21 protein-coding genes are annotated in these 24,180 nt (G+C 57.7%); 10 read left to right on the top strand and 11 right to left on the bottom strand.

All coding sequences use genetic code 11. The features are described from left to right. Position 1: 1 nt before the first annotated feature. Together RBB82_RS10610 and RBB82_RS10615 are read right to left on the bottom strand one after the other, a co-directional pair. Complete coding sequence (locus RBB82_RS10610) at positions 2 to 352, bottom strand: hypothetical protein (protein WP_433975099.1); 351 nt, start codon at positions 350 to 352, stop codon at positions 2 to 4. Between the two features lie 188 nt (positions 353 to 540). Next, positions 541 to 2,196 (bottom strand): VWA domain-containing protein, encoded by a 1,656-nt coding sequence (locus RBB82_RS10615; protein WP_433975100.1) that lies wholly within the window; start codon positions 2,194 to 2,196, stop codon positions 541 to 543. 271 nt (positions 2,197 to 2,467) lie between these two features. On the opposite strand from RBB82_RS10615, the gene RBB82_RS10620 reads away from it, so the two are divergent. After that, on the top strand, positions 2,468 to 4,138 hold the full coding sequence (locus tag RBB82_RS10620; RefSeq protein ID WP_433975101.1) for a S10 family peptidase: 1,671 nt from the start codon (positions 2,468 to 2,470) through the stop codon (positions 4,136 to 4,138). Positions 4,139 to 4,357: 219 nt separating this feature from the next. After that, positions 4,358 to 4,837 carry an Hsp20/alpha crystallin family protein gene (locus tag RBB82_RS10625; RefSeq protein ID WP_433975102.1) on the top strand — a complete coding sequence of 160 codons (480 nt, stop codon included), beginning with the start codon at positions 4,358 to 4,360 and terminating at the stop codon, positions 4,835 to 4,837. 68 nt (positions 4,838 to 4,905) lie between these two features. On the opposite strand, the gene RBB82_RS10630 is transcribed toward RBB82_RS10625, so the two are convergent. Continuing rightward, positions 4,906 to 5,583, bottom strand: coding sequence for a YoaK family protein (locus RBB82_RS10630; protein ID WP_433975103.1), 678 nt, complete (start codon positions 5,581 to 5,583; stop codon positions 4,906 to 4,908). A 182-nt stretch (positions 5,584 to 5,765) separates the two neighbouring features. Here RBB82_RS10630 and RBB82_RS10635 point away from each other — a divergent pair, with 182 nt between their 5' ends. Then, on the top strand, positions 5,766 to 6,950 hold the full coding sequence (locus tag RBB82_RS10635) for a M23 family metallopeptidase (RefSeq protein WP_433975104.1): 1,185 nt from the start codon (positions 5,766 to 5,768) through the stop codon (positions 6,948 to 6,950). 56 nt (positions 6,951 to 7,006) lie between these two features. Here the strand turns inward: RBB82_RS10635 and RBB82_RS10640 are convergent, their stop codons facing one another. Next, a complete protein-coding gene (locus RBB82_RS10640; protein WP_433975105.1) occupies positions 7,007 to 7,864 on the bottom strand; it encodes a phosphatase PAP2 family protein in 858 nt (285 codons plus the stop codon). A 168-nt stretch (positions 7,865 to 8,032) separates the two neighbouring features. On the opposite strand from RBB82_RS10640, the gene RBB82_RS10645 reads away from it, so the two are divergent. Beyond that, entirely contained in the window at positions 8,033 to 8,794 is a 762-nt protein-coding gene (locus RBB82_RS10645; protein ID WP_433975106.1) for a hypothetical protein, read from the top strand. A 19-nt stretch (positions 8,795 to 8,813) separates the two neighbouring features. Here RBB82_RS10645 and RBB82_RS10650 read toward each other — a convergent pair whose 3' ends face one another. Further along, positions 8,814 to 9,608 (bottom strand): lysophospholipid acyltransferase family protein, encoded by a 795-nt coding sequence (locus tag RBB82_RS10650; protein WP_433975107.1) that lies wholly within the window; start codon positions 9,606 to 9,608, stop codon positions 8,814 to 8,816. A 203-nt stretch (positions 9,609 to 9,811) separates the two neighbouring features. Between RBB82_RS10650 and clpB the strand changes: the two genes are divergently transcribed. Next, positions 9,812 to 12,466: an ATP-dependent chaperone ClpB gene (clpB, locus tag RBB82_RS10655; protein ID WP_433975108.1), complete on the top strand. Its 2,655-nt coding sequence runs from the start codon at positions 9,812 to 9,814 to the stop codon at positions 12,464 to 12,466. A 1-nt stretch (position 12,467) separates the two neighbouring features. On the opposite strand, the gene RBB82_RS10660 is transcribed toward clpB, so the two are convergent. Continuing rightward, positions 12,468 to 13,448 (bottom strand): hypothetical protein, encoded by a 981-nt coding sequence (locus RBB82_RS10660; RefSeq protein ID WP_433975109.1) that lies wholly within the window; start codon positions 13,446 to 13,448, stop codon positions 12,468 to 12,470. 136 nt (positions 13,449 to 13,584) lie between these two features. On the opposite strand from RBB82_RS10660, the gene RBB82_RS10665 reads away from it, so the two are divergent. From RBB82_RS10665 to RBB82_RS10675, 3 genes are read left to right on the top strand one after another with little or no spacing between them, the layout of a single operon-like run. Then, a complete protein-coding gene (locus RBB82_RS10665) occupies positions 13,585 to 15,261 on the top strand; it encodes an NAD(P)/FAD-dependent oxidoreductase (protein ID WP_433975110.1) in 1,677 nt (558 codons plus the stop codon). Between the two features lies 1 nt (position 15,262). Further along, complete coding sequence (locus tag RBB82_RS10670; protein ID WP_433975111.1) at positions 15,263 to 15,652, top strand: hypothetical protein; 390 nt, start codon at positions 15,263 to 15,265, stop codon at positions 15,650 to 15,652. Between the two features lie 30 nt (positions 15,653 to 15,682). Beyond that, positions 15,683 to 15,826 carry a hypothetical protein gene (locus tag RBB82_RS10675; protein ID WP_433975112.1) on the top strand — a complete coding sequence of 48 codons (144 nt, stop codon included), beginning with the start codon at positions 15,683 to 15,685 and terminating at the stop codon, positions 15,824 to 15,826. A gap of 165 nt (positions 15,827 to 15,991) precedes the next feature. On the opposite strand, the gene RBB82_RS10680 is transcribed toward RBB82_RS10675, so the two are convergent. The 5 genes from RBB82_RS10680 to prfA form a co-directional block, all read right to left on the bottom strand. Continuing rightward, positions 15,992 to 17,779, bottom strand: coding sequence for a DUF885 domain-containing protein (locus RBB82_RS10680; RefSeq protein ID WP_433975113.1), 1,788 nt, complete (start codon positions 17,777 to 17,779; stop codon positions 15,992 to 15,994). A gap of 64 nt (positions 17,780 to 17,843) precedes the next feature. Then, positions 17,844 to 18,194: a DUF4440 domain-containing protein gene (locus RBB82_RS10685; protein WP_433975114.1), complete on the bottom strand. Its 351-nt coding sequence runs from the start codon at positions 18,192 to 18,194 to the stop codon at positions 17,844 to 17,846. Between the two features lie 76 nt (positions 18,195 to 18,270). Beyond that, a complete protein-coding gene (gene prmC, locus RBB82_RS10690) occupies positions 18,271 to 19,119 on the bottom strand; it encodes a peptide chain release factor N(5)-glutamine methyltransferase (protein ID WP_433975115.1) in 849 nt (282 codons plus the stop codon). Positions 19,120 to 19,157: 38 nt separating this feature from the next. Beyond that, positions 19,158 to 20,003, bottom strand: a complete 846-nt coding sequence (locus tag RBB82_RS10695) for a VOC family protein (protein WP_433975116.1) — start codon at positions 20,001 to 20,003, stop codon at positions 19,158 to 19,160. Positions 20,004 to 20,121: 118 nt separating this feature from the next. Then, a complete protein-coding gene (gene prfA, locus RBB82_RS10700; RefSeq protein WP_433975117.1) occupies positions 20,122 to 21,198 on the bottom strand; it encodes a peptide chain release factor 1 in 1,077 nt (358 codons plus the stop codon). Positions 21,199 to 21,432: 234 nt separating this feature from the next. Here prfA and RBB82_RS10705 point away from each other — a divergent pair, with 234 nt between their 5' ends. Both RBB82_RS10705 and RBB82_RS10710 read left to right on the top strand, forming a co-directional pair. After that, positions 21,433 to 23,496: an ATP-dependent DNA ligase gene (locus RBB82_RS10705; protein WP_433975118.1), complete on the top strand. Its 2,064-nt coding sequence runs from the start codon at positions 21,433 to 21,435 to the stop codon at positions 23,494 to 23,496. A gap of 147 nt (positions 23,497 to 23,643) precedes the next feature. Then, positions 23,644 to 24,120 carry a YybH family protein gene (locus RBB82_RS10710; RefSeq protein ID WP_433975119.1) on the top strand — a complete coding sequence of 159 codons (477 nt, stop codon included), beginning with the start codon at positions 23,644 to 23,646 and terminating at the stop codon, positions 24,118 to 24,120. Positions 24,121 to 24,180 lie beyond the last annotated feature (60 nt).

Genomic DNA, 24,180 nt, shown 5'->3' on the forward strand with positions numbered 1-24,180 from the left:
TTTATCGGAGTTGATACTTGGGGAGAGAGACGTAGGCACCGGACCCCTTGAGTCTCCCGTTTTTGATATTTAGGTCGAGCGAGATTCGGATGTTGGCGAGTGAACGCTTCTTTCCCGTCGTAAGCCCTCCTTGTACAAGAATGTCCACAAGTTCACCTCTCTTCATCCTGCCCCCATGTTCTCCTAAGACTTGCTCGACCGCTTTAATGGGAACCCACCCATAGAACTTTAGTGTGGGCTCTCCGTATTTTTGCTTCGTCAGCAGAAGGCTATTAAGTTGGGCTTTTTGCTCGACAATCCGGCGTTCAAGGTCTTCGATTTTAGCCTTTATTACGTCTTCGGGTTCCATCATCACGTCCTATTTTCCAAGCGGTCTATTCATAGCGGCTACATCTGACTCAAAGCTTCCTGTTTATCAACGAACGTCCATACAGAAGTCTGAGCATAGTTCTAGCCACACACGGGGCGATCGTACCGGCTTCTTTAGCGCCAAGAGGCAGACGCTAAATGCTTATCTCTCTACGATATAGGAAAAATATGCTACGGGGTTGCCGCGCCTAGGGTTGGTGGTGGAGCGGAAGCTTGCTGGCCCAGGGTTGCGTCGGCGGTGCCGATGCGGCCTGAGGAGGTGACACGGATGACAAAGCGCGCTCGGACAGCCTTGGGGTCGTGGTCGATGGTGTAGACGAGGTTAAGGCCGCGATCGATTCTGCCCGTCGGTGCGACGTCGTGAGGGGCACTGGCGTGGATCACCTTAGCTACGCTCTTTAGCTCTTTGCCTTTTTTGTCGAAGGTGGAGACGACGAGGATGACGTCGGCGTGGCGTGGTTCGGTGTCGGTGGCGGGAGACCAGTAGAGGCCCTGGCCGTTGACGTGGACGGTGAAGCTGTCGGGGTTGGTGGGTGAGGGTTCGAGGGTGAGGGGGACGCCGTCGTAGACCATGGTGCTGGAGTCGGCGGAGATGAGATCGGCCATGAGGCGGCGTGAGGGATTCGCTGGGTCGACACGGCCGGGACCGCGCTGGAGATAGTAACCCTGGCGGGTGTAGACGGTGAGGCCGGGACGGTCGAGGGTGACTTGGATCTTGCGAAACTTCGAGGGGTCGAGTGATGTGTTCTGTGGCCTGTAGGTGATGGTGTAGAAGCTGGCGCCGTCGCGGATGGCGGTGCCGATCTCGGCGTCGACGTCGTTGCGGCCGTAGAGGGTGCGGCCACCGGTGGCTTTGGCGAGGCGGTTGAATTGGTACTCGCCGCCGAAGGGGTCGTTGAAGGCGGCGGCGGCGCCGTAGGCTTGAGGATCGATTTGAACGCCGGCAGGGTCAATGGTGTAGAGGGTGACGCGGGCGTCACGCAGGATGTTGACGCAGTCCTGTACGGCGTTGTTGACGCGATTTTGGGTGTCGACGGGGACGTCGGCCCAGCGGATGGCGGGGAAGCCGCGGCCAACCCAGATCATATTTTTGTGGCCGGGATGACCGATGACGGCTTCGCCGACGCGACGGAGGGTGAGGAAAGCTGTGCCGATGCGGTCGGAGCGCCACTGCCCCTGCTGCGCCTGCCAGGGATAGGCGGCGAAGTGATGGTCCAGCGCGGTGATGATCTCGTCTTTGTTCTGGGTGTAGTCGCGGAGGACGGTGAAGTGCTCGACGTCGACGGCGACGAGCATGGTGGGGGTGTCGAGTTTGCCGGGCTGGCGCTCGAGGAACTTTTTGAGGGAGTAACGGGCGAAGGCCATGTCTTCGAAGCGGGTATTGAACTCGTCGAGCAGGATGATGTTGACGGGAGCGTTGGGTGCGAGGCGATCTAAATCTTGCGTGGAGTTAATGGTGGCCTGGGGATCGAGGGCGTGAGCGCCTGCGGCTTCGAAGTTGAGAATGGTCTCGGGTTCGTTGGCTTCGGTGACGTGAAAGTCGTCGCGCTTCAGGTCAGTGACGATGTTTCCTTTGGAGTCGGTGACGACGAGGTCAAGAACGACGAGGCGGGCGTTGCGGCGAATGGTGTAGACGCCGTTTGCGTCTCTGACGGGCTCCGAACCGACGGGCTGAGCTTGAGGCGGCTGCGTCTGCGCTGGTGGTGCGGCGGCTGTTTGCGGTGGGGTGGCGGGAGCTGGCGGAGGCGGTTGCTGTGCTGAGAGGGTGCTCGAAAGACCGGCAGAGAGAGCAATGAGGAAGAGTGTGCGGGGGAGCGTAAGTCTCATGGAACCCTCGGAGTTGATAGTACAGACACGGTCGATCGAGGCTTGTTACGGTGGGGACAAAAAGATTTGAGGGCTTCGAGCGTGATCGGCAGAGAGGCTGCGCCTCATTTTGTTGGAACTATTTCTTCGGGTTTGGCGTTTCTTCTAGTGTTGGTTGTTCTCTACAGCGCGAATTGTCGAGGAGAGCGTGTCTTCTCGACAATTAGGCTTGGTTTACACGGATATACTGGCTGGCGTTGGATACGGCGTTTGGGAGCGTGTGAGGATGTTGATGAATCGGATGTGGATTGGTGTGTCTGCGGGGGCTTTGCTGGTGTCGGCTGTGTCGGCGATGGGCGCGAGGCCGCAGGAGAAGAAAGACGCTGATAAGAAGAGCGAAAAGGTTGTGGTGACGGGGACGCCGGTGGCTACGCCTGCGGAGCCTCCGGCTGACTCGGTGACAGAGGGTTCGGTGACGGTGGGTGGACAGGCGATTGCGTATAAGGCTGTGGCCGGCACGCTGACGGTGGGGTCGAACGATTCGCAGGACGCGATGCTGGGGCTGGATGGGAAGATGCTGCCGGATACGGGGGAGAAGGCTCCGGATCCGGAGAAGCCGGAAGACGCAACGGCGACGGCGCGGATGTTTTATGTGGCTTACTTCAAGAAGGATGCGAAGCCGGGGCGGCCGGTGATGTTTTTGTATAACGGTGGGCCGGGGTCGGCGTCGATGTGGCTGCATATGGGGTCGTTCGGGCCGCGGCGCGTGGTGACGACGGATGCGCAGCATGATGAGGGGGCGCCGTACAAGATCGTCAATAACGAGTACAGCCTGCTGGACGTTACGGATGTTGTGTTCATCGATGCGCCGGGGACTGGGTTCAGCCGGATCATGGGTAAGGATAAAGAGAAGGCGTTTTGGGGGACGGATCCGGATGCGCATGCGTTTGAGCGGTTCATACGGCGGTTTTTGACGAAGTATGACCGCTGGAACTCGCCGAAGTATCTGCTGGGCGAGAGCTATGGGACGCCGCGGAGTGCGGTGTTGTCGGCTGATCTTCAAAACGTCGATTTGAATGGGATCGTTTTGCTGTCGCAGATCCTGAGCTTCGATAACAGTATCGATGGGCCGAAGTGGAACCCCGGTGTCGATCAGGCGTATGCGCTGGGGCTGCCTACTTTTGCGGCGAGCGCTTTTTATCATCACAAGCTGCCGTCGCAGCCTGCGGCGCTGGAGCCGTTTCTGGCTGAGGTGGAGCAGTATGCGATGGGCGATTATATGAGCGCGCTGTTGAAGGGCTCTGAGCTGTCCGACACCTCGAAGCAGGCGGTGGCGGAGAAGCTGCATCAATATACCGGGCTGCCGGTGACTTATTTGTTGCGTGCGAATTTGCGCGTGACCGGGGGAGCTTTCAGCAAGCAGCTGCAGCTTGACGACGAGACTACGACGGGGCGGTTGGATACACGGTACAAGGGGCCGGATCTTGATCCGCTGAGCTCGGATGCGGAGTATGACCCGCAGAGCAATGCGATCTCGTCGGCGTATACGGCGGCGCTGAACCAGTATATGCGGATGGAGCTGAAGTATGGGCAGGATCAGACGTACAAGCCGGGCGCTTATACGGATGCTAACTTTACGTGGGATCTGCGGCATCAGGCTCCAAATGGGCCGCCAGCGAATCAGCAGTGGGGGGGTACGAATGTGATGCCGGACCTGGCTTATACGATGAAGTCGAACCCGAGGATGAAGGTGATGCTGGCTGGAGGGTATTACGATCTGGCGACGCCTTACTTCGAGGGCAAGTTCGAGATGCACCATCTGCAGATTCCGCAGAAGCTGCAGTCAAACATCAGCTATCACTACTACCAGAGCGGGCACATGGTCTATGTGAATGAGGATGTGTTGAAGCAGTTCCATGCGGATGTGGCGGCATTCGTCAAGGGGACTGAAGATGGGAAGTAGCCGTATATGAGTCTGGACATTCGAAGCCGCCTTCGGGTGGCTTTGGTGTTTAAAACTGCCTAAGTTGTTCATTTTGATAGACAAGTTTCAATAATTAAAATGTGAGTGTATTTACATCATATTTTATGCAACCATTGGAGCTGTATTACGTCTAACTAAGTGCAGGACGATGGAACGAAGTCGTTCTGGACATTCAAGTATTTGATTCAAGGAGGATTTATGACAACGATGACTCGATTTGTGCCGTTGCGTACGCCGTTTGAGGATGTTGCCGGATTGCAGAAGCGTTTGAACTCGATCTTCAATGACTTTGCAGGATCGGAGGGCTCGAATGCCGGGTTTACTCCCGCAGTCGATGTCTACGAAGATGCAGAGAAGCTGGTTTTGAAGCTGGAGATTCCTGGGGTGAAGCAGGAGGATCTGGATATTCGGCTGGAGAACCACAAGCTTGTCATCAAAGGCGAGCGCAAGTTCGAGCAGACCGAGAAGGCAGAGAACTTCCACCGGATTGAACGCAGGTTTGGAAGCTTCGTCCGGAGCTTCACGCTGCCCCAGACGGTCGACGCCGAGGGTGTAACTGCTACATCTGATGCTGGGGTCTTGACGATCTCTCTGGCCAAGAAGGCCGAGGCTCAGCCGAAGCAGATCAAGGTGCAGGTTGGTGCGGCGAAGCAGGTTGAGACGCCGGCAGCGCGGTAAGTGTGACGAATGATTGCTTATGGGGAGGCTTGATGCCTCCCCTTTTTATTTGGTGATGTGCTTCTCGGTCAGGAGCGCAGGCTTCGAGCGCGCAGGGCGACGATGAAGAGGAACGGCTCTGCGAACCAGAGGGTGTGGTTGGCGAAGCGAGGCGCGGCCCAGGCTCCGATGACCGCTCCGGCGAGAAAGCAGAGGCAGATGAGGCCGAGGTAGAGTGCTTTGGCCCGGCCCTTGTCGCGCACCGCCGGGGTAGCGCCTGGTGTGATGGCGTCGTAGAGGCCTTCCACTGTGTCGCGCAGATTGCCTGTGACGAAGGTGGAGTTGTACCCGAAGCCTTCGACGTGGCGATAGCTGGCGACCTGAAATGCGCCGACGATGGCGGTGGTTGCGGTGATGACCATGTGGGGCATATCGAGGGGGAGCCAGCCAAGTGCGAAGAGGGCAGCGATCTCAAAGGTGAGGCCAAGCAGGAGGAGGGGGCGCTCCTGCAGGTGAGAGCGCACGAGTTTTGAGGCAGCAACGCCCACGATGAAGCCGCAGATGGGGACGAGATGGGGGACGATATCTTTCCAGTCGCGACCGATGAGGGCGATCCCGAGGAAGACGACGTTGCCGGTCATGGCGTTGGCGAAGACGTGGCCATGGTTGAGGAAGATGAAGGCGTCGAGCAGGCCACCGGTGGTGGCAAGGAGCATGGCGTCGGGGAGCGCGTTGGGTTTGACGGTGATGCCGGTGGTGGTAGGCATGGATTGTGCTGTTGTGCTCAGAGCTGATGGTAAAGGGCGAAGAGCTTTGTTGGGGGCTGTTTTGTGAGTTGCACGAATCGGATGTTGCAGGTGGCAATACGCTGAGGACTCTGCTCTAATGTGATTGCTCTCTCCCTCCCGCCGGGCCAGTCACTAAAAATCTACGTTCTAAAGGCTTGCTTATGCGTGTGATTCGACTCTTCGTGTTGGTTGCGGCTGTTTGTTTGTCTGCGAATTTTCAGGCTCTAGCGGGGGATATGCTGACCCCGGTGGTGGCGTCGGCGATGAAGCCTTCGACGAGTGCCTTTCGGGGGACGGACAAAAAACTGCATCTTGTCTACGAGCTCGAGATTACAAATACGGGAAGCGCGACGGCAACGTTACAGGGTGTGGACGTTGTGAGTGCTGCTGATTCGAAGCAGGTGCTTGCCAGCTTCGAAGGCGCAGCTTTGTTGTCTCGTCTGCGTTATGTCGGGCGCGGCGACGCGATGGCTGCGGCGACGATCGGGTTCAGTGAGACTCGGCTACTGCTGATTGATATCGCCCTTGATGAGGATGCTCGGCCACCTGCTACCTTGATGCATCGATTTCATCTGCTGGCGGGTGGGCCTCCGGGGTCGCCAAAGGATCTGGTGGTTGAGCAGGAGTACACGATTGCGCCGATTGCAGTGAGCACGGATGTGATGGTGCTGGGGCCACCGCTTTCGGGCAAGGGGTGGGTGGCTTTCAATGGATGCTGCGAGGCGGGAGGTGTGCATCGTGGCAGTGGCCAGCCTGTCAACGGAGTGATGCAGTTTGCGCAGCGGTTCGCGATTGACTGGATGCTGCTGGGTGCGGATGCGAGGATCTTTCGCGGGGATGGAAAGGGTGTCAAGGACTACTTCGACTACGGCGCTAAGGTGATTGCCGTGGCCGATGGCACCGTTGTCGATGCGCTTTCGACGCTTGACGATCAACTGCCGGGAGATCTGCCTGATCCCAAGACGATCACTATCGAAAACGTGGACGGCAACCATATCGTGCTCGATCTTGGTCAGGGCAGATATGGGTTTTATGCTCATCTGCAAAAGAACTCGCTGCTGGTTCATAAGGGGGACCATGTGAAGCGTGGGCAGGCTCTGGCGCTGCTCGGGAACACGGGCAATACATCGGCTCCTCATCTGCACTTTCATCTGATGGATGGCACCTCAGTGCTGGGGTCGTCGGGGCTGCCTTATGTCATCGACCACTTCGAGGTATCGGGTCAACTGCCGGTTGCGCAGTTCAATAAGGATGGGATTAGCGGGGAGTGGAGCAAAGACCTCCTTGCCACTCCATCGAGCAGGAAGTTGGAGTTTCCCGTCGACCTGACGGTGGTGGATTTTTAGAGTGGATCTCAATCGCTCTCTTGCGCGCTGATTGAGAATCATCGATCTGAGTGTAACTAATTCGAAATTGACGATTTCATCGGAGAGTGGTGGACGGAAGGTTTGTGATGCGCGCGATAGACGTAATGACCCACTAACCATCCAACCGCACTCCCCACAATGACATCCGTCGGAAAGTGTTCCTGGCCTAAAACTCTTGTCAGGCTTACGCCAGTTGCAAGGGTGTACACCGCCAACTGAGTCCAGTGAGAGGGGTATTCTCCGGCGATCACAGCAGCAGAGGACCAGGCGAGAACACTATGGGCGGAAGGGAAGGAGGAGTCTACGCCGGCATCTGACTGGAAGAACAGGCCGTGTGCATTGTTCACAGCCGGTCTTTCTCGCCAAAAGATGAGCTTCATAGCCTGTTCAACAACAACTCCGTCCACAAGCGCTTCGCCGCCCAGAATGCCGGCTTCACGAGCATGCTCATCATCTTTGAAGTGGCCAAATCCGTATAGCGCTACCGGGGCTGCAATGAAGCCTCCGAGGAGTCCGTTTGAGACGTCGATGTTGGTCTGGTTGAAGTTGGGATCTTGAGAGACGACGGAGGACATGACGTGATGGTCGGTAGCGATTCCTGCGCCAGTGGCGGCGGCGAGAGGGATCAGCCATTCGAGATCATGCGTGCGAATGTGAAGCGGACTGGTCCAGATCGCTGCCTGATCTTTCAGGATGTGAATGGGAGTGTTGCGGATTGTAACCGCATCTTTCTCCGGGAGTTGAGGGGTGGGCGCATTGGGCAACGAGGAAGAGCTGCTTTGGGAGGGCTGTGCCGCATCTACCGTCTGCGCTCGTACATATCCACATAACCCCAACACAAGGGGGAGAGTGAGGAGAGCCTTCCGATAGATGCCTGTGTGATCTCTTTTCATTCGATTAGCAATTTTGCTAGTCGCGGCGGTCGCCTCTGCGGTTCACACTAGCTGAGTCAAGAATAGAGGATGAATTCCGAGTTAGAGAGATCTTTTCACCTTCACTTGGTTTTGGTGATGTCGCCTGGAAGTGGAGTTGAGTTTGGACAAGGGAAGAATCGAAAGCCTATGAGCTCAGTGGCGGTAAGCTCGATCGTATTTGCGCTGATCTTCGGCGGATCGCTCGTTGGGATGGCTCTGCGCTGGGCCTTGCCAGTAGAGCATCTGGGACAGGATGCAAAAGATACGATGAGGCTTGCGATCGGGCTTGTCGCGACCATGACTGGCCTGGTGCTGGGGATGCTCGTCTCTTCGGCAAAGAGTTATTACGACGGACAAAAAAACAAAGTCAGCGAGATGTCTAGCGAGGTTATCCTTCTCAATAATTCCCTCGCGGTGTTCGGGCCTGACGCCGACCAAATTCGTTTCTATGCCCGTCAGACCGTTGAGGCTGCGATTGATCGGATCTGGCCCAAAGACAAATCGAGTCTGTCTCAACTCATGCCGAAAGAGAATGACGTTTTCATTAGCGCCCAGCTGCAATCGCTCGTTCCAAAGAACGAAATGCAGGCTTCGGCTAAGGCTCAGGCAGTAGCATTACTTCAAAACTTGAGAAAGTCTAACTGGCTCATGTTTCTCGAATCGGAGCAGGCTTCAATTCCACCGCTGCTATTGGTCGTTGTCACGTCGTGGCTGGTAATTATCTTCATTAGTTTTGGTATCTTCGCTCCACCAAATCCTACCGTGATCTCGACACTGATCATCTGTGCCTTGGCGGCCTCAGGTGCGATCTTCATCATCCTGGAGATGTATTCACCCTTCAGTGGGCTCTTGAGAATCTCCTCTGCCGCAGTTCGGGATGCGCTGAACCAACTGTCCGCGGCTCGATAAGACTAAGTTGTCTAGTTGTTTACGGCGCGATGGCATCGCTCAACACGTTGCCGCTAACGAATGGCAGCGCGATTGGTGTGAGCTTTTCCGGAATATCGATGGGTCTGAGATCTGTTGGCAGCGCGGCGGCTATCGCTGAGTGCACAGCCTCCATCAATGCGCCGCGAGTAGGATAGTCACGCGGTTCGATCAATGGGAGATAGGTGACCTGAACATCACCGGGATGGATGCCGGCGCTGTTTTTGGGCATGAGGCGTTCCGTTCCGGCGATGGCGACGGGGATGATCGGCGCTCCTGACCGCTCTGCCAGGAAAAACGAACCTTTTTTGAAGCTGGTGAGACGGCCATCGGGCGAGCGGGTGCCCTCTGGAAAGACCAGGAGATGAAGGCCGGAGCGGATGGCGTCGGAGGCAGCTTGAACGCTGCGGCGACTTCCCTCTAATGAGCCGCCGCGTTCGATGGGGACAAACTTGCCCATACGCATTGCCGTGCCCAGGATGGGAATCCGCATGAGCGAGCTTTTCATCAGGATGGAAGTGCGGCCAGGGATGAGTGGGAGGATTATCGGCGGATCAAGATTGGAGGCGTGGTTCGCCATGAAGATGCATGGCCGATCGGCTGGAACGTTTTCGAGGCCGCGGAGTTCGACGCGGACGCCGGCGGCTTGTGTGCCGAGGCGGGCGATGCGCATGAGGCCCGACTTGTACAGGATGTCGGTTTTGCCGGTAATAAGGGAGTAGAGGATGCCAAGGATTCCGGCGGGAGGGCCGAGAGTCAGATAGACGATGGCGAGCTTAATTGTGGAGAAGGTCACTCAGAAGCTGGAAGTTGGTCCATATGGACATGCTATGCCCCGGCTGGGGATGCCTCTGTGTTTTCTTTGTAATGCTTTTCGTTTCTTAGAAACTGAGTGTGGCAGAATGTGAGTGAGTTATTGTCACATTTCCCGCATCTTGTTGACTTCTCGCGCGTCTAATCTATAAGGCAAAAACTGAAATTGATGAGGGGACAGGGTTTATGGCGATTAAGTGGGAGCGTTTGACAGTGAAGTCTCAGGAGGCCGTGCAGGCCGCAAGCGGGCAAGCAGCGGAGAACGGCAATCCGGAGGTGCAGCCGCTGCATTTGATGGCAGCGCTGCTGGAGGACCGCGAGGGAGTGGTGATCCCGGTGCTGGAGAAGGTTGGGGTGCCGGTGGAGCAGCTGCTTTCGGGGGTGAACTCGGCGATTGAGAAGCTGCCGAAGGTGCAGGGTGGGGGGCAGCCGGGGCTGTCGGCTGCGCTGCAGAAGGTGTTGGAGCAGGGATTCAAAGAGGCGGAGGGCTTTAAGGACGACTACGTCTCGACGGAGCATCTGCTGCTGGCGTTAGCGAAGACGAAGAATGACCCGGTGCAGCTTGCGCTGGCAGCGCTGGGTGGGACGCATGAGGCGATTCTGAAGGCGCTGAGTGCGGTTCGCGGCGGACAGAGGGTGACGGACCAGAATCCTGAGGGCAAGTTCCAGGCGCTGGAGAAGTACGCGAAGGATCTGACAGATCTGGCACGAAGGGGCAAACTCGACCCGGTGATCGGGCGGGATGAAGAGATTCGGCGTGTTGTGCAGGTGCTGAGCCGTCGGACGAAGAACAATCCTGTGCTGATCGGCGAGCCGGGTGTTGGTAAGACGGCGATCGTCGAGGGGTTGGCGCGGAGGATCTTTCTCGGTGATGTGCCGGAGATTCTGCGTAACAAGAGGGTGTGCTCGCTGGACCTGGGCGCGATGATTGCCGGGGCGAAGTTCCGTGGTGAGTTTGAGGACAGACTGAAGGCTGTGTTGAAGGAGATTGAGGATTCGAATGGTGAAGTAATTTTGTTCATCGACGAGTTACATACTTTGGTGGGTGCGGGTGCGAGCGAAGGGTCGCTGGATGCAAGCAACATGCTGAAGCCAGCGCTGGCTCGCGGCGGGTTGCGGGCGATTGGCGCAACAACGCTGGTGGAGTATCGCAAGTACATCGAGAAGGATGCGGCGCTGGAGAGGCGGTTTCAGATTGTGTTCGTCGGCGAACCGAACGTCGAGGATACGGTTGCGATTCTGCGCGGGCTGAAGGAGAAGTACGAGGCGCACCACAAGGTTCGGATCAAGGATTCGGCGATTGTGGCTGCGGCTACGTTGAGCCATCGGTATATCTCGGATCGGTTTCTGCCGGATAAGGCGATCGACCTGGTGGATGAAGCTGCGGCGGCGCTGGCGATTCAGATTGGTTCGGTGCCGGTGGAGATTGACGATCTGGAGCGGAGGGCGACCTCGCTTGAGATTGAGCGTGCTGCGTTGAAGCGGGAGAAAGATGCTGGTTCGCAGGAGCGGTTGGAGATTGTAGAGCGCGAGCTGGCTGAGGTGAAGGAAGCTTCTGCTGGATTGCGCGCGAGATGGCAGACGGAGCGCGGCGCTATTGGCAAGATGGCCGAGTTGAAGGAGCAGTTAGAGTCGCTGCGGTTCCAGATGGGCGAGGAGACTCGCAAGGGGAATCTGCAGCGTGCGGCGGAGCTGCAGTACGGCGAGATTCCGAAGCTGGAGGCGGAGCTCCGTGAGCTGACGGCGGAGCAGGATGCCGCGGTTCGTGAGGATGAGGCTGAGGTGAAGTCGGGAGCTGCGAAGAAGCCGTCGCGGATGTTGAAGGAAGAGGTCGACGAAGAGGATATCGCCGCTGTGGTGTCGAAGTGGACGGGGATTCCTGTTGTGAAGATGCTTGAGGGGGAGATGCAGAAGCTGGTGCAGATGGAGGATCGTCTGCGTGAGCGTGTAGTCGGTCAGGATGAGGGACTCAACGTGGTGGCGAATGCGATTCGCCGGTCGCGTGCGGGGCTCTCCGATCCGAAGCGGCCGATCGGTTCGTTCCTCTTTCTTGGCCCGACTGGTGTTGGAAAGACCGAGACGGCGAAGGCATTGGCGGAGTTTCTCTTTGATGACGAGGCCGCGATGGTGCGGATCGACATGAGTGAGTACATGGAGAAGCATGCGGTGGCGCGGTTGATTGGAGCGCCTCCGGGATACGTTGGGTACGACGAAGGCGGGCAGCTGACTGAGGCGGTGCGCAGGCGACCGTATGCGGTGGTGCTGTTCGATGAGATCGAGAAGGCGCATCCTGACGTGTTCAATGTGCTGCTGCAGGTGCTCGACGATGGCCGGCTGACGGACTCAAAGGGCAGGACGGTGGACTTCAAGAACACTGTGCTGATCATGACGTCGAATGTCGGTGCTGGGCAATTATCTACGGCCTGGGCACAGGGCGAGGATGGCTTTGAAGAGGCGAAGGGCCGCGTGATGGATGAGCTGCGCAAGCACTTCAAGCCGGAGTTCCTGAATCGCGTGGACGATATCGTGACCTTCCATCCGCTGGCCGATGAGCAGCTAACGCATATTGTCGATCTGCGGCTGAAGGACCTGCAGAAGCTTCTTGTGGATCGCAAGATTACGCTGGAGTTGACGGACGGGGCGAGGAAGGCGATCTTCAAAGCTGGATATGACCGGGCGTATGGAGCGCGGCCTCTGAAGAGAGCGATCCAGCGGTTGGTGCAGGACAAACTGGCAGTGAAGATCCTCGACGGCAGCGTACTGCATGGCGATCATGTCGTGGTGACGGCGGGCAAGAACGGACTGGAGTTTGAGGTTGCGGAGCGTCAGACGGCCGTTTAAATCAGACGATCGATTGGCCGATCTCTGACAGGAGTGCGACGCGGTTGACCAGCGACTTGTACTGATCGTCCTTGACGATGGCGACGTATGGGTCGGATTTGCGGACAACCGCTTTCACTTCAAGCTTCTTCTGTTCGGGAGAGTCGTCGGTACGTGCCTTGATTGCGTCGCGCCAGAGATAGACTCCGAGGAGCCGCTGCACTTCAAGCTCAGTGAGCCAGGTTGCACGTTCGGTGCCGGACTTGAGTGTGACCCAGTTGAGTGGGTCCGGTTTGATGATAGTGCCGGTGGAATCCTTCAAGCTGGCGATGAAGGTGCTGATAATCTGCTGCGCGACGGGTGGCTCGATGGATCCATCTATGCGCGTGATAGGTGGAGTTATAACTGGAACAGCACCGGCGGGGGGAAAGGCCTGATTGTAGGCGGCTGCGTAGGACAACTCGAGCCATGGTTGATTGGTAGAGAGTGACCAACGCACATTGTCGGGAGAGGCGCATCCTATAAAGCGCCTGCCGCCTGAAGGCAGAGTGCGCGCAAATACGATGCACTTGAGTGCTTTCATCCGCTGCAGGATGACGGCGAAGATAAAGAGGCGTGAGCTAATCCACTGCTTGCCATCGCCGAGATCGATGAGTGCGTATTCGGACGGTGCAGTGGAGGCGGAAAGCTCCTTGAACCATAGTGTGCTGCTCTCCTGCCAGTTGTCGGTTTCGATTTCACGGATGACGTCGATTGGAGTGTTGGTGGCCTCTTTGACCTCGGGGAGTTTGATGGTGGCCCAGGAGCCGATGCCGATCTCTGTGGCACGGGCGCTGATGGTGACGAGAAATTTTCCGAGCGATTCGCGGTAGAGGTAAAGGATGACGAGGGTGACGAGAGGCCATGCAAAGGCTGAGAGGGATCCGATCAGTGAGGCAGGCTCTTTGGCCGCGGATAGTTCGAGCTTGATGGGATCCAATAGGTAAGCTTCAAGAAGGAGCATGCAGATCTCCTGTAGCTGAGATGGACGAGACAAGCATATAGCAACGGAGGCTGCGCAGTTTTGGGAATGATGCCAGCATCAGGGCTAACGCTGACCGCAGAAGAGGGCGATCGATCCGTATACTGAAAAGCTGGATATGGGTAGACGGGCGATCATTATTGGGGCGGGGCCAGCGGGATTGACGGCTGGGCTTGAGTTGCTGCGCAGAACCGATGTGCAGCCGATCCTGCTCGAAGCGAGCGATGAGATTGGTGGGATCTCGCGGACGATCAAGTACAAGGGCAACCGGATGGATATCGGGGGCCATCGGTTTTTCTCGAAGAGCGATCGGGTGATGCAGTGGTGGGTCGACCTGATGCCGCCCGATGTTGAGAATGCGGGGTCGGAGCCGGAGATTAGTTATCAGGGGAAGAAGCGTGTTGTGGCGGTGCCGGCGCGGCTGCCGGAGGAGCCTGTTTTGCGCGGGGTTGGACCGATTGATCCTCATGCGGCCGAGGAGACCGACGAAGACGAGGAACTTGATCTGAGTTCTGCCGACATGCTGGTTGAAGTTGCACCGCATGATCCTGATCTGGTGATGTTAATTAGGCCTCGTAAGAGCCGGATCTACTATCTGCGAAAGTTTTTTGACTATCCGATTACGTTGACCGCAACGACGCTGAAGAACCTTGGGCTGGCGAGGACGTTTCGTGTCGGTGCGAGTTATATGAAGTCGAAGGTAAGCCAGATTACGCCCGAGAAGAGTCTTGAGGACTTCCTCATCAATCGGTTTGGAAGGCAGCTTTACCTCACGTTCTTCAAGAGCTATACGGAGAAGGTTTGGGGTACGCCTTGTGACGAGATCTCTGCTGAGTGGGGTGCGCAGAGGATTAAAGGGCTGAGTCTGACGACGGCGGTGAAGCATTTTTTGAAGAAGGCACTTGGCGGGAAGCAGAAGGGTGATCTGGCGCAGAAGGGGACGGATACGAGTTTGATCGAGCGGTTCATGTATCCGAAGTTTGGGCCGGGGCAGTTGTGGGAGCATGTGGCGGACCAGATCCGCGAAAAGGGTGGCGAGATCCACATGGGATGGAAGGTGGATCGGATTCATTGCGAGGGTAGGCGCGTGGCGTCTATCGACGCAGTGACTGCGCAGGGGGAACGGCAGACGTTTGCGGGAGATTATTTCTTCTCGACGATGCCGATGCGTGAGCTGGTGGAGGCGATGGATGCTCCTGTGCCTGAGAATGTGCGTGAGGTCAGCGCTGGGTTGCAGTATCGGGACTTCATTACCGTGGGGCTACTGGCGGATCGGCTGAAGGTGAAGGAGACCGATGGTGGATTGCTGAAGGACACCTGGATCTATGTGCAGGAGCCCGATGTGATACTTGGACGGTTACAGATATTCAATAACTGGAGCCCGTACCTGGTGGCGGATCCGACGAAGGTGTGGATTGGGTTGGAGTATTTCTGCTATGACACGGATGATTTGTGGAAGATGCCGGATGAGGAGTTGAAGAGGTTCGCGATCGCCGAGGTGGCGAAGATCGGGATCTTGAATGCTGAGGATGTTTCGGATGGGCATGTGGTGCGGGTTCCGAAGACGTATCCGGCTTACTTTGGCACGTATGACCGGTTCGATGAGCTGCGCGAGTTTACTGACGGATTTGAGAATCTGTTTTTGGTGGGACGAAATGGAATGCATAAGTACAACAACCAGGATCACAGTATGTTGACGGCGATGACGGTGGTGGATGGTATCGTGGCTGGGCATGTCGACAAGGCTGCGCTGTGGGGGATCAATACAGAGCAGGAGTATCACGAGGAGAAATAGATTGAGGAAGATTCTGACTTTCGCGGTGCTGCTGCTGATTGTGGTTGTTGCTGTGTTTCGCCAGAGGATCTTCTTGCGGGACCCGCTGGGGAAGGTGGAGCGTAATGGCGTAGCGATCGATGGGGCGCGGCTGTTTATCAACTTTTCGAATGATGTACTGGTGGAGGAGCCGGGGACGGAGCGGCGTTATTTAGTGCAGGGGTGGGATGCGGTGCCAGGCGTGCCGCAGGTGCTTGGTTGCTTGCAGGGGCTGGTTTGTTGGACCGATGCGGACCATGCGGCAACGTTTCCGTTGGATGGTCGCGGGACTGGAACTCGGGCGACGATGAGCGCGAAAGAGGTTAGGTTTGTAGATGAGAATGGTGCCGCGATCAGGGTGGAGTTGCGGTAGGTTTAGCTGGAAGGAGAGAGGAGGGGCGGGATGAGCGACGGACGCGAGGAACGGGAGGAGCAGGAGCAGCGACGTAAGTGGGAGAAAGAAAAGAAAGAGCGGGATGATGACCGCGACCGCGATTGGGAGAGAGACGGAGACAGGGAGCGTAGAGATTCACGTGCGGCGGTATAGGCGTCAATAGGCTTGGCGAGCTTGACCGGAGATCTACTGTCGCGCATCGGCTTGCAGTAACAAAGTGTCCGATGCGTTTACATCTTCCGATTAAATACGGTTATAAATAGGCCGATTGCATCGATCGCTTACACTCATGTGAGCCCCGATGACTACTGGACGAAGCTAGGGTGCGACTGGTACGCCGGTTTGTAGAATTTTGCTGGATCTGGCCTTTTGAGTGGCGATCCATTGAGTGGTGCGGGCGTCGAGCATGTCGAGGGGGAGTGAGCCTCCGCTGAGAATCTCATCGTGGAAGGTGCGGATGTCGAAGTTCGTGCCCAGCTCTTTCTTTGCTCGTTCGCGTAGCTCGAGGATCTTGAGCTGGCCTAGCTTGTAGGAGCAGGCCTGACCTGGCCATGCGATGTAGCGGTCTGTCTCGGATTGGATGAGAGGCTCGTTGACGTCGTTTTTGCGCATGTAGTCGACGACTTGATCGCGTGACCAGCCGTCGGCGTGGATGCCGGTGTCGACGACGAGGCGTACGGCGCGGAAGAGCTCGGAGTTGAGGCGACCGTAGTCACTGACAGCATCCTGATAGAAGCCAACCTCTTTGCCGAGTTGCTCGGCGTACAGCGCCCAGCCTTCGGCGTATGCGCTGAAGCCGGTGTGGAGGCGGAACTTTGGTAGGCCTTTGAGCTGTTGCTGGACCGAGAGCTGCATGTGATGGCCGGGGATGCCTTCGTGGTAGGCGACGGCCTCGTCGAGCACGAGGGTACGTTTGGAGAAGTCGCTGGTGGCGACGACGACGCGGCCGGGGCGTTTGCCGTCGGGCGTGCCGGTCTGGTAGTGGGTGGAGTCGGCGGACTGGAAGGCCGGGATGGCTTCTACGGTGACAGGGCTGCCGGGGATGACGGTGAAGAGGTCGGGGAGTTTGGGCTGCATCTGCGCGATGTAGTGGCGGTAGTCGTCGAGGATCTGCTCGGCGGAGGTGGGAGTCCATTTGGGATTGTTGTTGATGGAGGCGCGGAAGGCGGCGAGGTCGGCAAAGCCAGCCTTGTGGGCGAGCGCGGTCATCTCTGCGGTGATGCGTGCGACCTCGTTGAGGCCGAGGGTGTGGATCTGCTCGGGAGTGAGGTGCGTGGTGGTGCGGCCGAGGATGTCGTTCTGGTAGCGCTTCTGTCCATCGGGAAGCGAGGTGACGGAGAGGATGGTGCGGCCGTGTGGGGCGTATTCGGTGGTGATGAAGGCGGCGAAGGTGCGGTAGGCAGGGAGGACGTCTTTGGTGGCGGCATCAGTGATCTCAGCGGTGAGGCGCTTCTGATCTTCGGCAGAGATGTTGGAAGGAAATTTCTTCGTTGGGATGAGGAATGGGTCGGATTCGATGATGCCGTTGCATTGGCCGGGCACTTTTTCGAGGAGAAAGCGGACGGGCATCAGGTTGTCTTTCAGGCCAGCGCGAAGAACGTCGGTGGTCTGGGCGAGAACGCGTGGGATCTGATGCAGGCGTGCGATGTAGTCCTCGTAGTGCTTGACTGAGTCGAAGGGCATGGCGAGAGGGAGGTCGGCCAGGCCGGTGTGGGTGCCGTTCATCTGATCGACGGGCATCTCGTACTCTTTGAGGTCGTAGTCGTCGATGCGTTGCTGAAGAACGCGAATGAGGAGGTCGTGGGAGAGTGTGTCCTGTTCGGGAAATCCTGTGGTCGAGATGGACTGGAGTCGAGCCATGTTGGTGGTGTCTTCAGTGTGGCGGCGAGCAATGGCAGCGAGGGAGCGGTCGCTGAGCTGATCGTTGTAGCGATAGTCCCCGTAGGCGGTGGCGCGCTCGGGGCTGTTCTTGAGGTCGGCCTGGTAGATCTCTTCGAAGAGCGCATTTTGTGTGGCGAGGCGAATGTCGACGGAGGGAGTCTGGGCGATGCTGGGTGCAGCGTAGAGGCAGGTTGCCAGAAGAAGAGGCAGGAGGTGAGGGCGCATGCAAGGAGGGTAGCAGACGTGATATCTGATCTGCGCGGTTTTTCTTCGTGCGATGCCGGCTTTGCTATGTGGCGATGGTGCCTTGGTGGAAGTAGAGCTGCCAGCGATTATCGCGGAGTGTCCAGAGCGAGGAGCGGTGAGAGATGGCGACGGTGGTGGTGACGCGGTAGGTGGCGAGGACCACATTCTCTGCGAGTTGCGCGATGTAAAAGTGATGGATGGTCGCAGGGCGCGCGGCGCCGGTGAGCAGGACGTCGATTGTCTGCTGGCGGTTGAAGACGCGGCCGGAGGTGCAGAACTCCTTGTACTCTTCGGCGAAGAGAGGGATCAGAGCTTTTCTGTCGGCCTCTCGGTCGGGGTGGAGAAGACGCTCTTCGAGCGCGTAGAGGTGGTCTTGCAGTTCGGGCTTTTTCATGAGAACGGCTCTGAGTATTATACGAACGGCGACGTGAAGGGTTTCATTATGACAGATCTGACCGCGCTAGATGAATTTACGGTTTGCGGGCAAGGGCGACGCGGGAGATCTGCTGGAGGTCGTCGATAAAAGAGACGGTTTGCCAGCCGGAGAGTAGTTCGGCGAGGGAGTCCTGCTGGCCGTGTCCGATCTCAAGGGCGAGCAGGCCATTTTGTTTGAGTGCTTTGTGGGCTTGAGGAATCAGGCGGCGATAGATATCGAGTCCGGCTTCTCCGGCGAAGAGCGCGGTGGAGGGCTCGTGGTTGCGGACTTGAGGATGGAGTGAGCCGCGGTCGATCTCCGGGATATACGGTGGGTTGCTTACGATGGCGTCAAATTCTTTTTCCTGGCTTACTGCATTGAGCAGGTCGGATTGGAGGAAGCGAACGCGGTCGGCTACGTTGTTTTCACGGGCGTTGGTGGTTGCTATGGCTAGCGCGTCGGGTGAGATGTCGAGCGCAATGATTGCGGCGTGGGGAAGGTGCGCTGCGAGAGCGATTGCGATGGCACCGGAGCCGGTGCCTATGTCGGCGAGCTTCAGAGACTGGTTCGATGGAAGGAGTTTCAGGACAGCTTCGACGAGATGCTCGGTCTCTGGACGCGGAATAAGGACGGCTGGCGTGACGTGAAAGTTGAGGCCGTAAAACTCCTGCTGGCCAGTGATGTACTGGATCGGTTCGTGTTGCAGGCGACGTTCGATCAGGCTTTGATATGCGGTTTGCTGGTCGGAGAGAAGTTCGCGCTCTGGATAGGCGAAGAGGTTTGCGCGAGAGATCTGCACGATGTAGAGGAGCAGGAGTTCGGCGTCGCGGGTCGCGGTGGCGCGGAGATGCTCGTCTTCAGCGAGGTGGTTTGCGGCGGCGGTGATGGCCTGGCGGAGCGTCATTGCTGGCGGCTATCTAACAGTAGCGCAGAAGGAAGGCCTTAGCGGTTATCGAGGATGAGCACGTTGCCGTCGGGATCGGTAATGGTGAGGTTGGCTCCGTTTTTGACGACCTTGACGTCCTCTTTGTGGAGATGGCGGGCGGCCCTGCCCAGATTCTCCGACTGGAGCGTGATGCGAGCCTCGGTGCCAAGGGCGGCGGGGACGATCTCGACCTCCTGCCCCGACGCGCCGGGCATGTGCAGGAACATCGGGTCGTTGGCGATGGGTTTGAAGTGAAGCTGGTTGATATAGAAGTCGCGCGCCGCCGCGGGATCCTTCATCGCGAGGGAGACGGCGATGAGCTTGTCGGCGACGCGGTCAGGGCCCAGGTGTTTGCCCTGGTCGTCGCTGTGAAGCGACCCGGGCATGTACTGGGTGTACTCGATGTTCTGCGGGCCAGTAGGTTGGACCGGCCCGGCCATGGTGAAGAGAAGATTGCCAGCACCAGCTTTGCGGACGGCCTTGGGTGTGAGGCCGTGGGTTGAGTAGTCGTCGTTGATGGCCTGGAGATCCTGGCCCTCGAAGCAGAGATGCAGGAAGCCGGGGATAGGATCGTGTTCGGTAACGGGATATAGCTCGATGAACTGGTTGTCGTTGATCTTGATGAAGGACTCGTAGGGGACGTCGTTCTTGCGAAGATCGAAGGCTTGTTCGAAGCCGAGCTTTTCATAGAAGGCAACGGAGGCAGCGAGGTCGTGGACGCGAATGGCCACGTGGGCGATGCCGTTGAAGGGCGGCGTGTGCTCGTCCTGCGCGCGGCTGCTCGGAGTCAAGATCGAAAGAAGAGCGAAGAGGAAGAGATGTTTCGCGGAACCGTGGGACACACTGCGGTGTTGCCTGGTCATGAATCGAATCCTCTGGAAATCTGGGCACGCTGACTTGGATTTTCGCTGAGAGTGCGAAGATTGCCAAGTCAGTCTGCCCCTGTCTGGGTGATGCGATTCTGAACGGCGGGAGACTTGATCAGGCAGCTTCGGCTTCGGCCTTCAGCTTCTCCGCGGTGTAGTGTGCGATGAGAGCGTCGATGGTGGGTTGGATCTGACCTTCCATTACCATCGCGAGCTGGTGGTTCGTCAGGCCGATGCGGTGATCGGTGAGGCGGTTCTGCGGGAAGTTATAGGTGCGGATCTTCTCGCTGCGGTCGCCGGAGCCGATCTGCTGCTTGCGATCTTTGGCTTGAAGCTGGTGAATCCGCTCGGCCTCCACCTCGTACAGACGGGCGCGGAGAACGCGCATACCCTTTTCGCGGTTCTTGATCTGCGACTTCTCATCCTGGCAGCTGACGACGGTATTGGTCGGGAGATGGGTGATGCGCACTGCGGAGTAGGTCGTGTTGACCGATTGTCCGCCGGGGCCAGAGGAGCAGAAGGTGTCGATGCGGAGGTCCTTGGCTTCGATCTTGATATCGACTTCTTCCGCCTCAGGGAGCACGGCGACAGTGATCGCGGAGGTGTGGACGCGGCCCTGGGTTTCGGTTGCAGGGACGCGCTGTACACGGTGTACGCCCGATTCGTACTTGAGCTGGGAGTAGACCTTCTCGCCTTCGATGATGGCAGTGATGTCCTTGAGGCCGTGGCCGATGCCGGATTCGGTCTGGGAGAGGATTTCGACCTTCCACCTGTGTTGTTCGGCAAAGCGCATGTACATGCGGAAGACCTCGGCCACGAAGAGGGCCGCCTCGTCGCCGCCGGTACCCGCGCGGAGTTCGAGGATGACGTTCTTCTCGTCGTTGGGATCTTTTGGGAGGAGCAAAACCTTGAGTTGCTCTTCGACCGGTGCAAGACGCGGCTCCAAGGTGTCGAGTTCGGCCTGAGCCATCTCTTTCACATCGGGATCCGGGTCAGCGAGCATGGCTTTGGCTTCGGCGATGCCGTCCTTGATCTTGCGGTACTCGCGAAACTTCTCGACAGTTGGTTCCATATCGCGGTGCTGTTTGGCGATGGACTGAAACTTCTTCTGGTCGTTGACCAGTGTGGGGTCGGACATCTGTCTGCCTAGGTCTTCGTAACGGGCTTCGAGTTGGTCGAGGCGGTCGAACATGGTGGTGCTCCAGTCGGGAAAGTAATTAGTTTGTGAGGGATAACTAAAAGAGGCGTGAGGCGCAGCTAGGCAAAGTCGTGACGGTCGAGAGACTCGGTCACGCGGGGGGTAAACACCGGATTTGCGGCTGCGTACATGTCTCTTTAGATGTTACTCCTGACCCGGATGATGCGGAATGCATCTTTTAGAGGAGAATCCCGTTTGGGAACAGTTTGCGGAGAGGGCTGGTGCGGAATGGCTTTGTTTTCTGCAGTTGCGACGGTTGCGGAGGAGCTGTCGCGGGAGGCTGGCCGGTTGAAGAAGCGCTCCGCTATTGCAGAGGCTATCTCTGTAGTACATCGGGCGACACCGGAGAGTGAAGATGCCGGGTGGTTTGCGTTGTATGTTGCAGGGACACCATTTGCGGAGGCGGATCCGCGCAAGCTAAACGCCGGTGGAGCGCTGCTATCGAAGGCGTTGCTGACGGTGAGCAGAGCGAGTGATTCGGTTTTGACCGCGGCCTACCGGCGGCATGGAGACATGGGGGCGGCTGCGTTCGATCTGCTGATCGACGGCGGTGCAGCGAAGACGTCTGAGCTGACGCTGGCGGAGGTGTCTGACGTGTTTGCTGGAATGGCGGTTGCCAAAACGACGGCGATTCGGGCGGCGTTGGTGGAGGGACTATTGCGTCGGGCCACGCCGCTTGAGGCGAAGTATCTGCTGAAGCTGATGTTGGGTGACATGCGGATTGGGGTAAAGCAGAGTCTCGTTGAGGAGGCGATTGCGGTTGCCGCGGGCGCGTCCGTGGAGGCGGTTCGGCGAGCGGTGATGCTGGAGGCGGATCTTGCCGGGGCGGTTCGCCGGGCGTTTGATGGGACGCTGGATGAGGCGCGGATGCGGCTGTTTCATCCGCTAGGGTTCATGCTCGCGTCGCCGGTGGAGACTCCTGAAGAAGCGATTGAGCGATTTACGGAGAAGCCTGCGAAGGTGCCGGTGGTGAAGGAGAAGAAGCCGCGGAAGGGAAAGAAAATGCAGGCCGAAGAGAGTCTGCTGCGGGCTCTTGAACTTGATCCGGAGCGTGAGACTGAGGTCGCCGTCGCCGTCGAGGCTGAAGCCGAAGAGCCGCGACGAGATTTTGTTCCTCAGGCTTCGGATGTAGAGGCGGAGGAGTTTAGAGATGCTTCGCCCGCGGATGTGATCGCGGTCGAGGCGGAAGATAGTGATGATGGGAAAATTTTCAAAGAAGTGCGAGGCGTTGCGGCGTTTCTTGAGGACAAATACGACGGGATGCGTGCGCAGGTGCACTGTGGGGATGCGAGTCAGTCGGGCCGTGTGGCGATCTACTCTCGTAATCGCGAAGATGTAACGGCTAGCTTTCCGGAGTTGGAAGAGGCGTTTGCGCGGGTTGATCCGCAGCACGATGGAGCCCTGATCTTCGATGGAGAGATTCTGGGGTGGGACCTGGAGGCAGGCAGGGCGCTGCCGTTCGCCTTGTTGGGGACGCGAATTGGACGGAAGAAGGTCTCGAATGAGATGCGTGGGCAGGTGCCAGTGATATTTATGGCGTTCGATCTTATGTATGCGGATGGCGAACTATTGCTCGAACTGCCGCTGCGGGAGAGGCGCAATCGCCTGGAGGCGGTGGCGGAGGCGCTTGTGGAGCGGGTGGCATCGCCGGTGGTGGTGGATGAACGAGCAAGGAGCTCGCAGGCGGTATTGTTTGCGGGCGAGGAGAGCGCTGACGTGGAGCGGCTGATGATCTCGCCATCACGGCTGGTGGAATCGGCTGAGGATATTGATCGTGCCTATGCAGAAGCGCGTGCGCGAGCGAATGAGGGCGTGATGCTGAAGGCGGCGGGGTCGGCGTATCAGCCCGGGAGGCGAGGCCTTGCATGGGTGAAGCTGAAGCGTGAGTTGGCAACTTTGGATGTGGTCGTGACGGGCGCGGAGTTCGGACATGGAAGGCGCGCTGGAATCTTGAGTGACTATACATTCGCAGTGCGTGGTCCTGATGGCGAACTGCTGAATGTAGGGAAGGCGTATTCCGGCCTGACCGATAGTGAGATTAATGAGATGAGCACGTGGATGATGGAGCATACGCTGGAAGACCAAGGATTCTTCCGAACGGTTGAACCATTGATGGTGCTGGAGGTTGCATTCAACAACATCATGAGAAGTGGGCGGCACGCGAGTGGATTTGCAATGCGGTTTCCACGAATCCTGCGGATCAGAACGGATAAGCCGGTCGACGAGATCGACACAGTGAAGCGGGTTGAGGAGATCTATCAGTCGCAGGTGGATAAGCCGGTGGAGGCTTAAGGTGTCCACTGTAAATTCATCCATTGGCAGCCGACGGGGCCGGCGATAGTATTGCTGAGTTCCATCTCAGTATTCTGTGGCTTCGGTTGTATTGATCTAATGCGTTGATCTAAATTCATTCAACGTCTACTCAAGGAGTTTCTGCCTGTGCGCATTCTTCGTGCTCTCATCGTGCTGTTTGTTGTAACCCTATTTACGAACGCGCCCCGGACGTTGGCCCAGGGCAGCTCGCAAGATGATCAGCAGATCCGCGCGTTGTTGGATAAGCAGGCTGCGGATTGGAATCGGGGAGATATTGACGCTTTTGCCACCGGTTATAAAGATTCACCCGATATTTTGTTTATGGGCGCGCCCATCGACAAAGGCTACGCGGCAATGGTGGCGCGATATCACAAGATCTTTTCGACACGCGAGAAGATGGGAACGCTCAGCTTCACGGAGGTTGAGGTGCAGTCGCTCGATGAGCGATTTGCTACTGTGACGGGCCGTTTCCACCTGGAACGGACGAGTGCTGGCGGTGGCAACGCGGATGGATATTACTTGCTTGTGATGGAGAAGACCGCGGCTGGATGGAAGGTCATTCGTGATGCCACAACGAATCTGCCGAAAGTTGCGGCGAAGTAGAGTCTTCGCCAGCGGGTTCGAAGCTTTTTCGATGGCTCCGTAAGTGACAGGGTCGGTTAT

The sequence above is a fragment of the Tunturiibacter lichenicola genome (genome assembly GCF_051013355.1).
GTDB lineage: Bacteria > Acidobacteriota > Terriglobia > Terriglobales > Acidobacteriaceae > Edaphobacter > Edaphobacter lichenicola_F.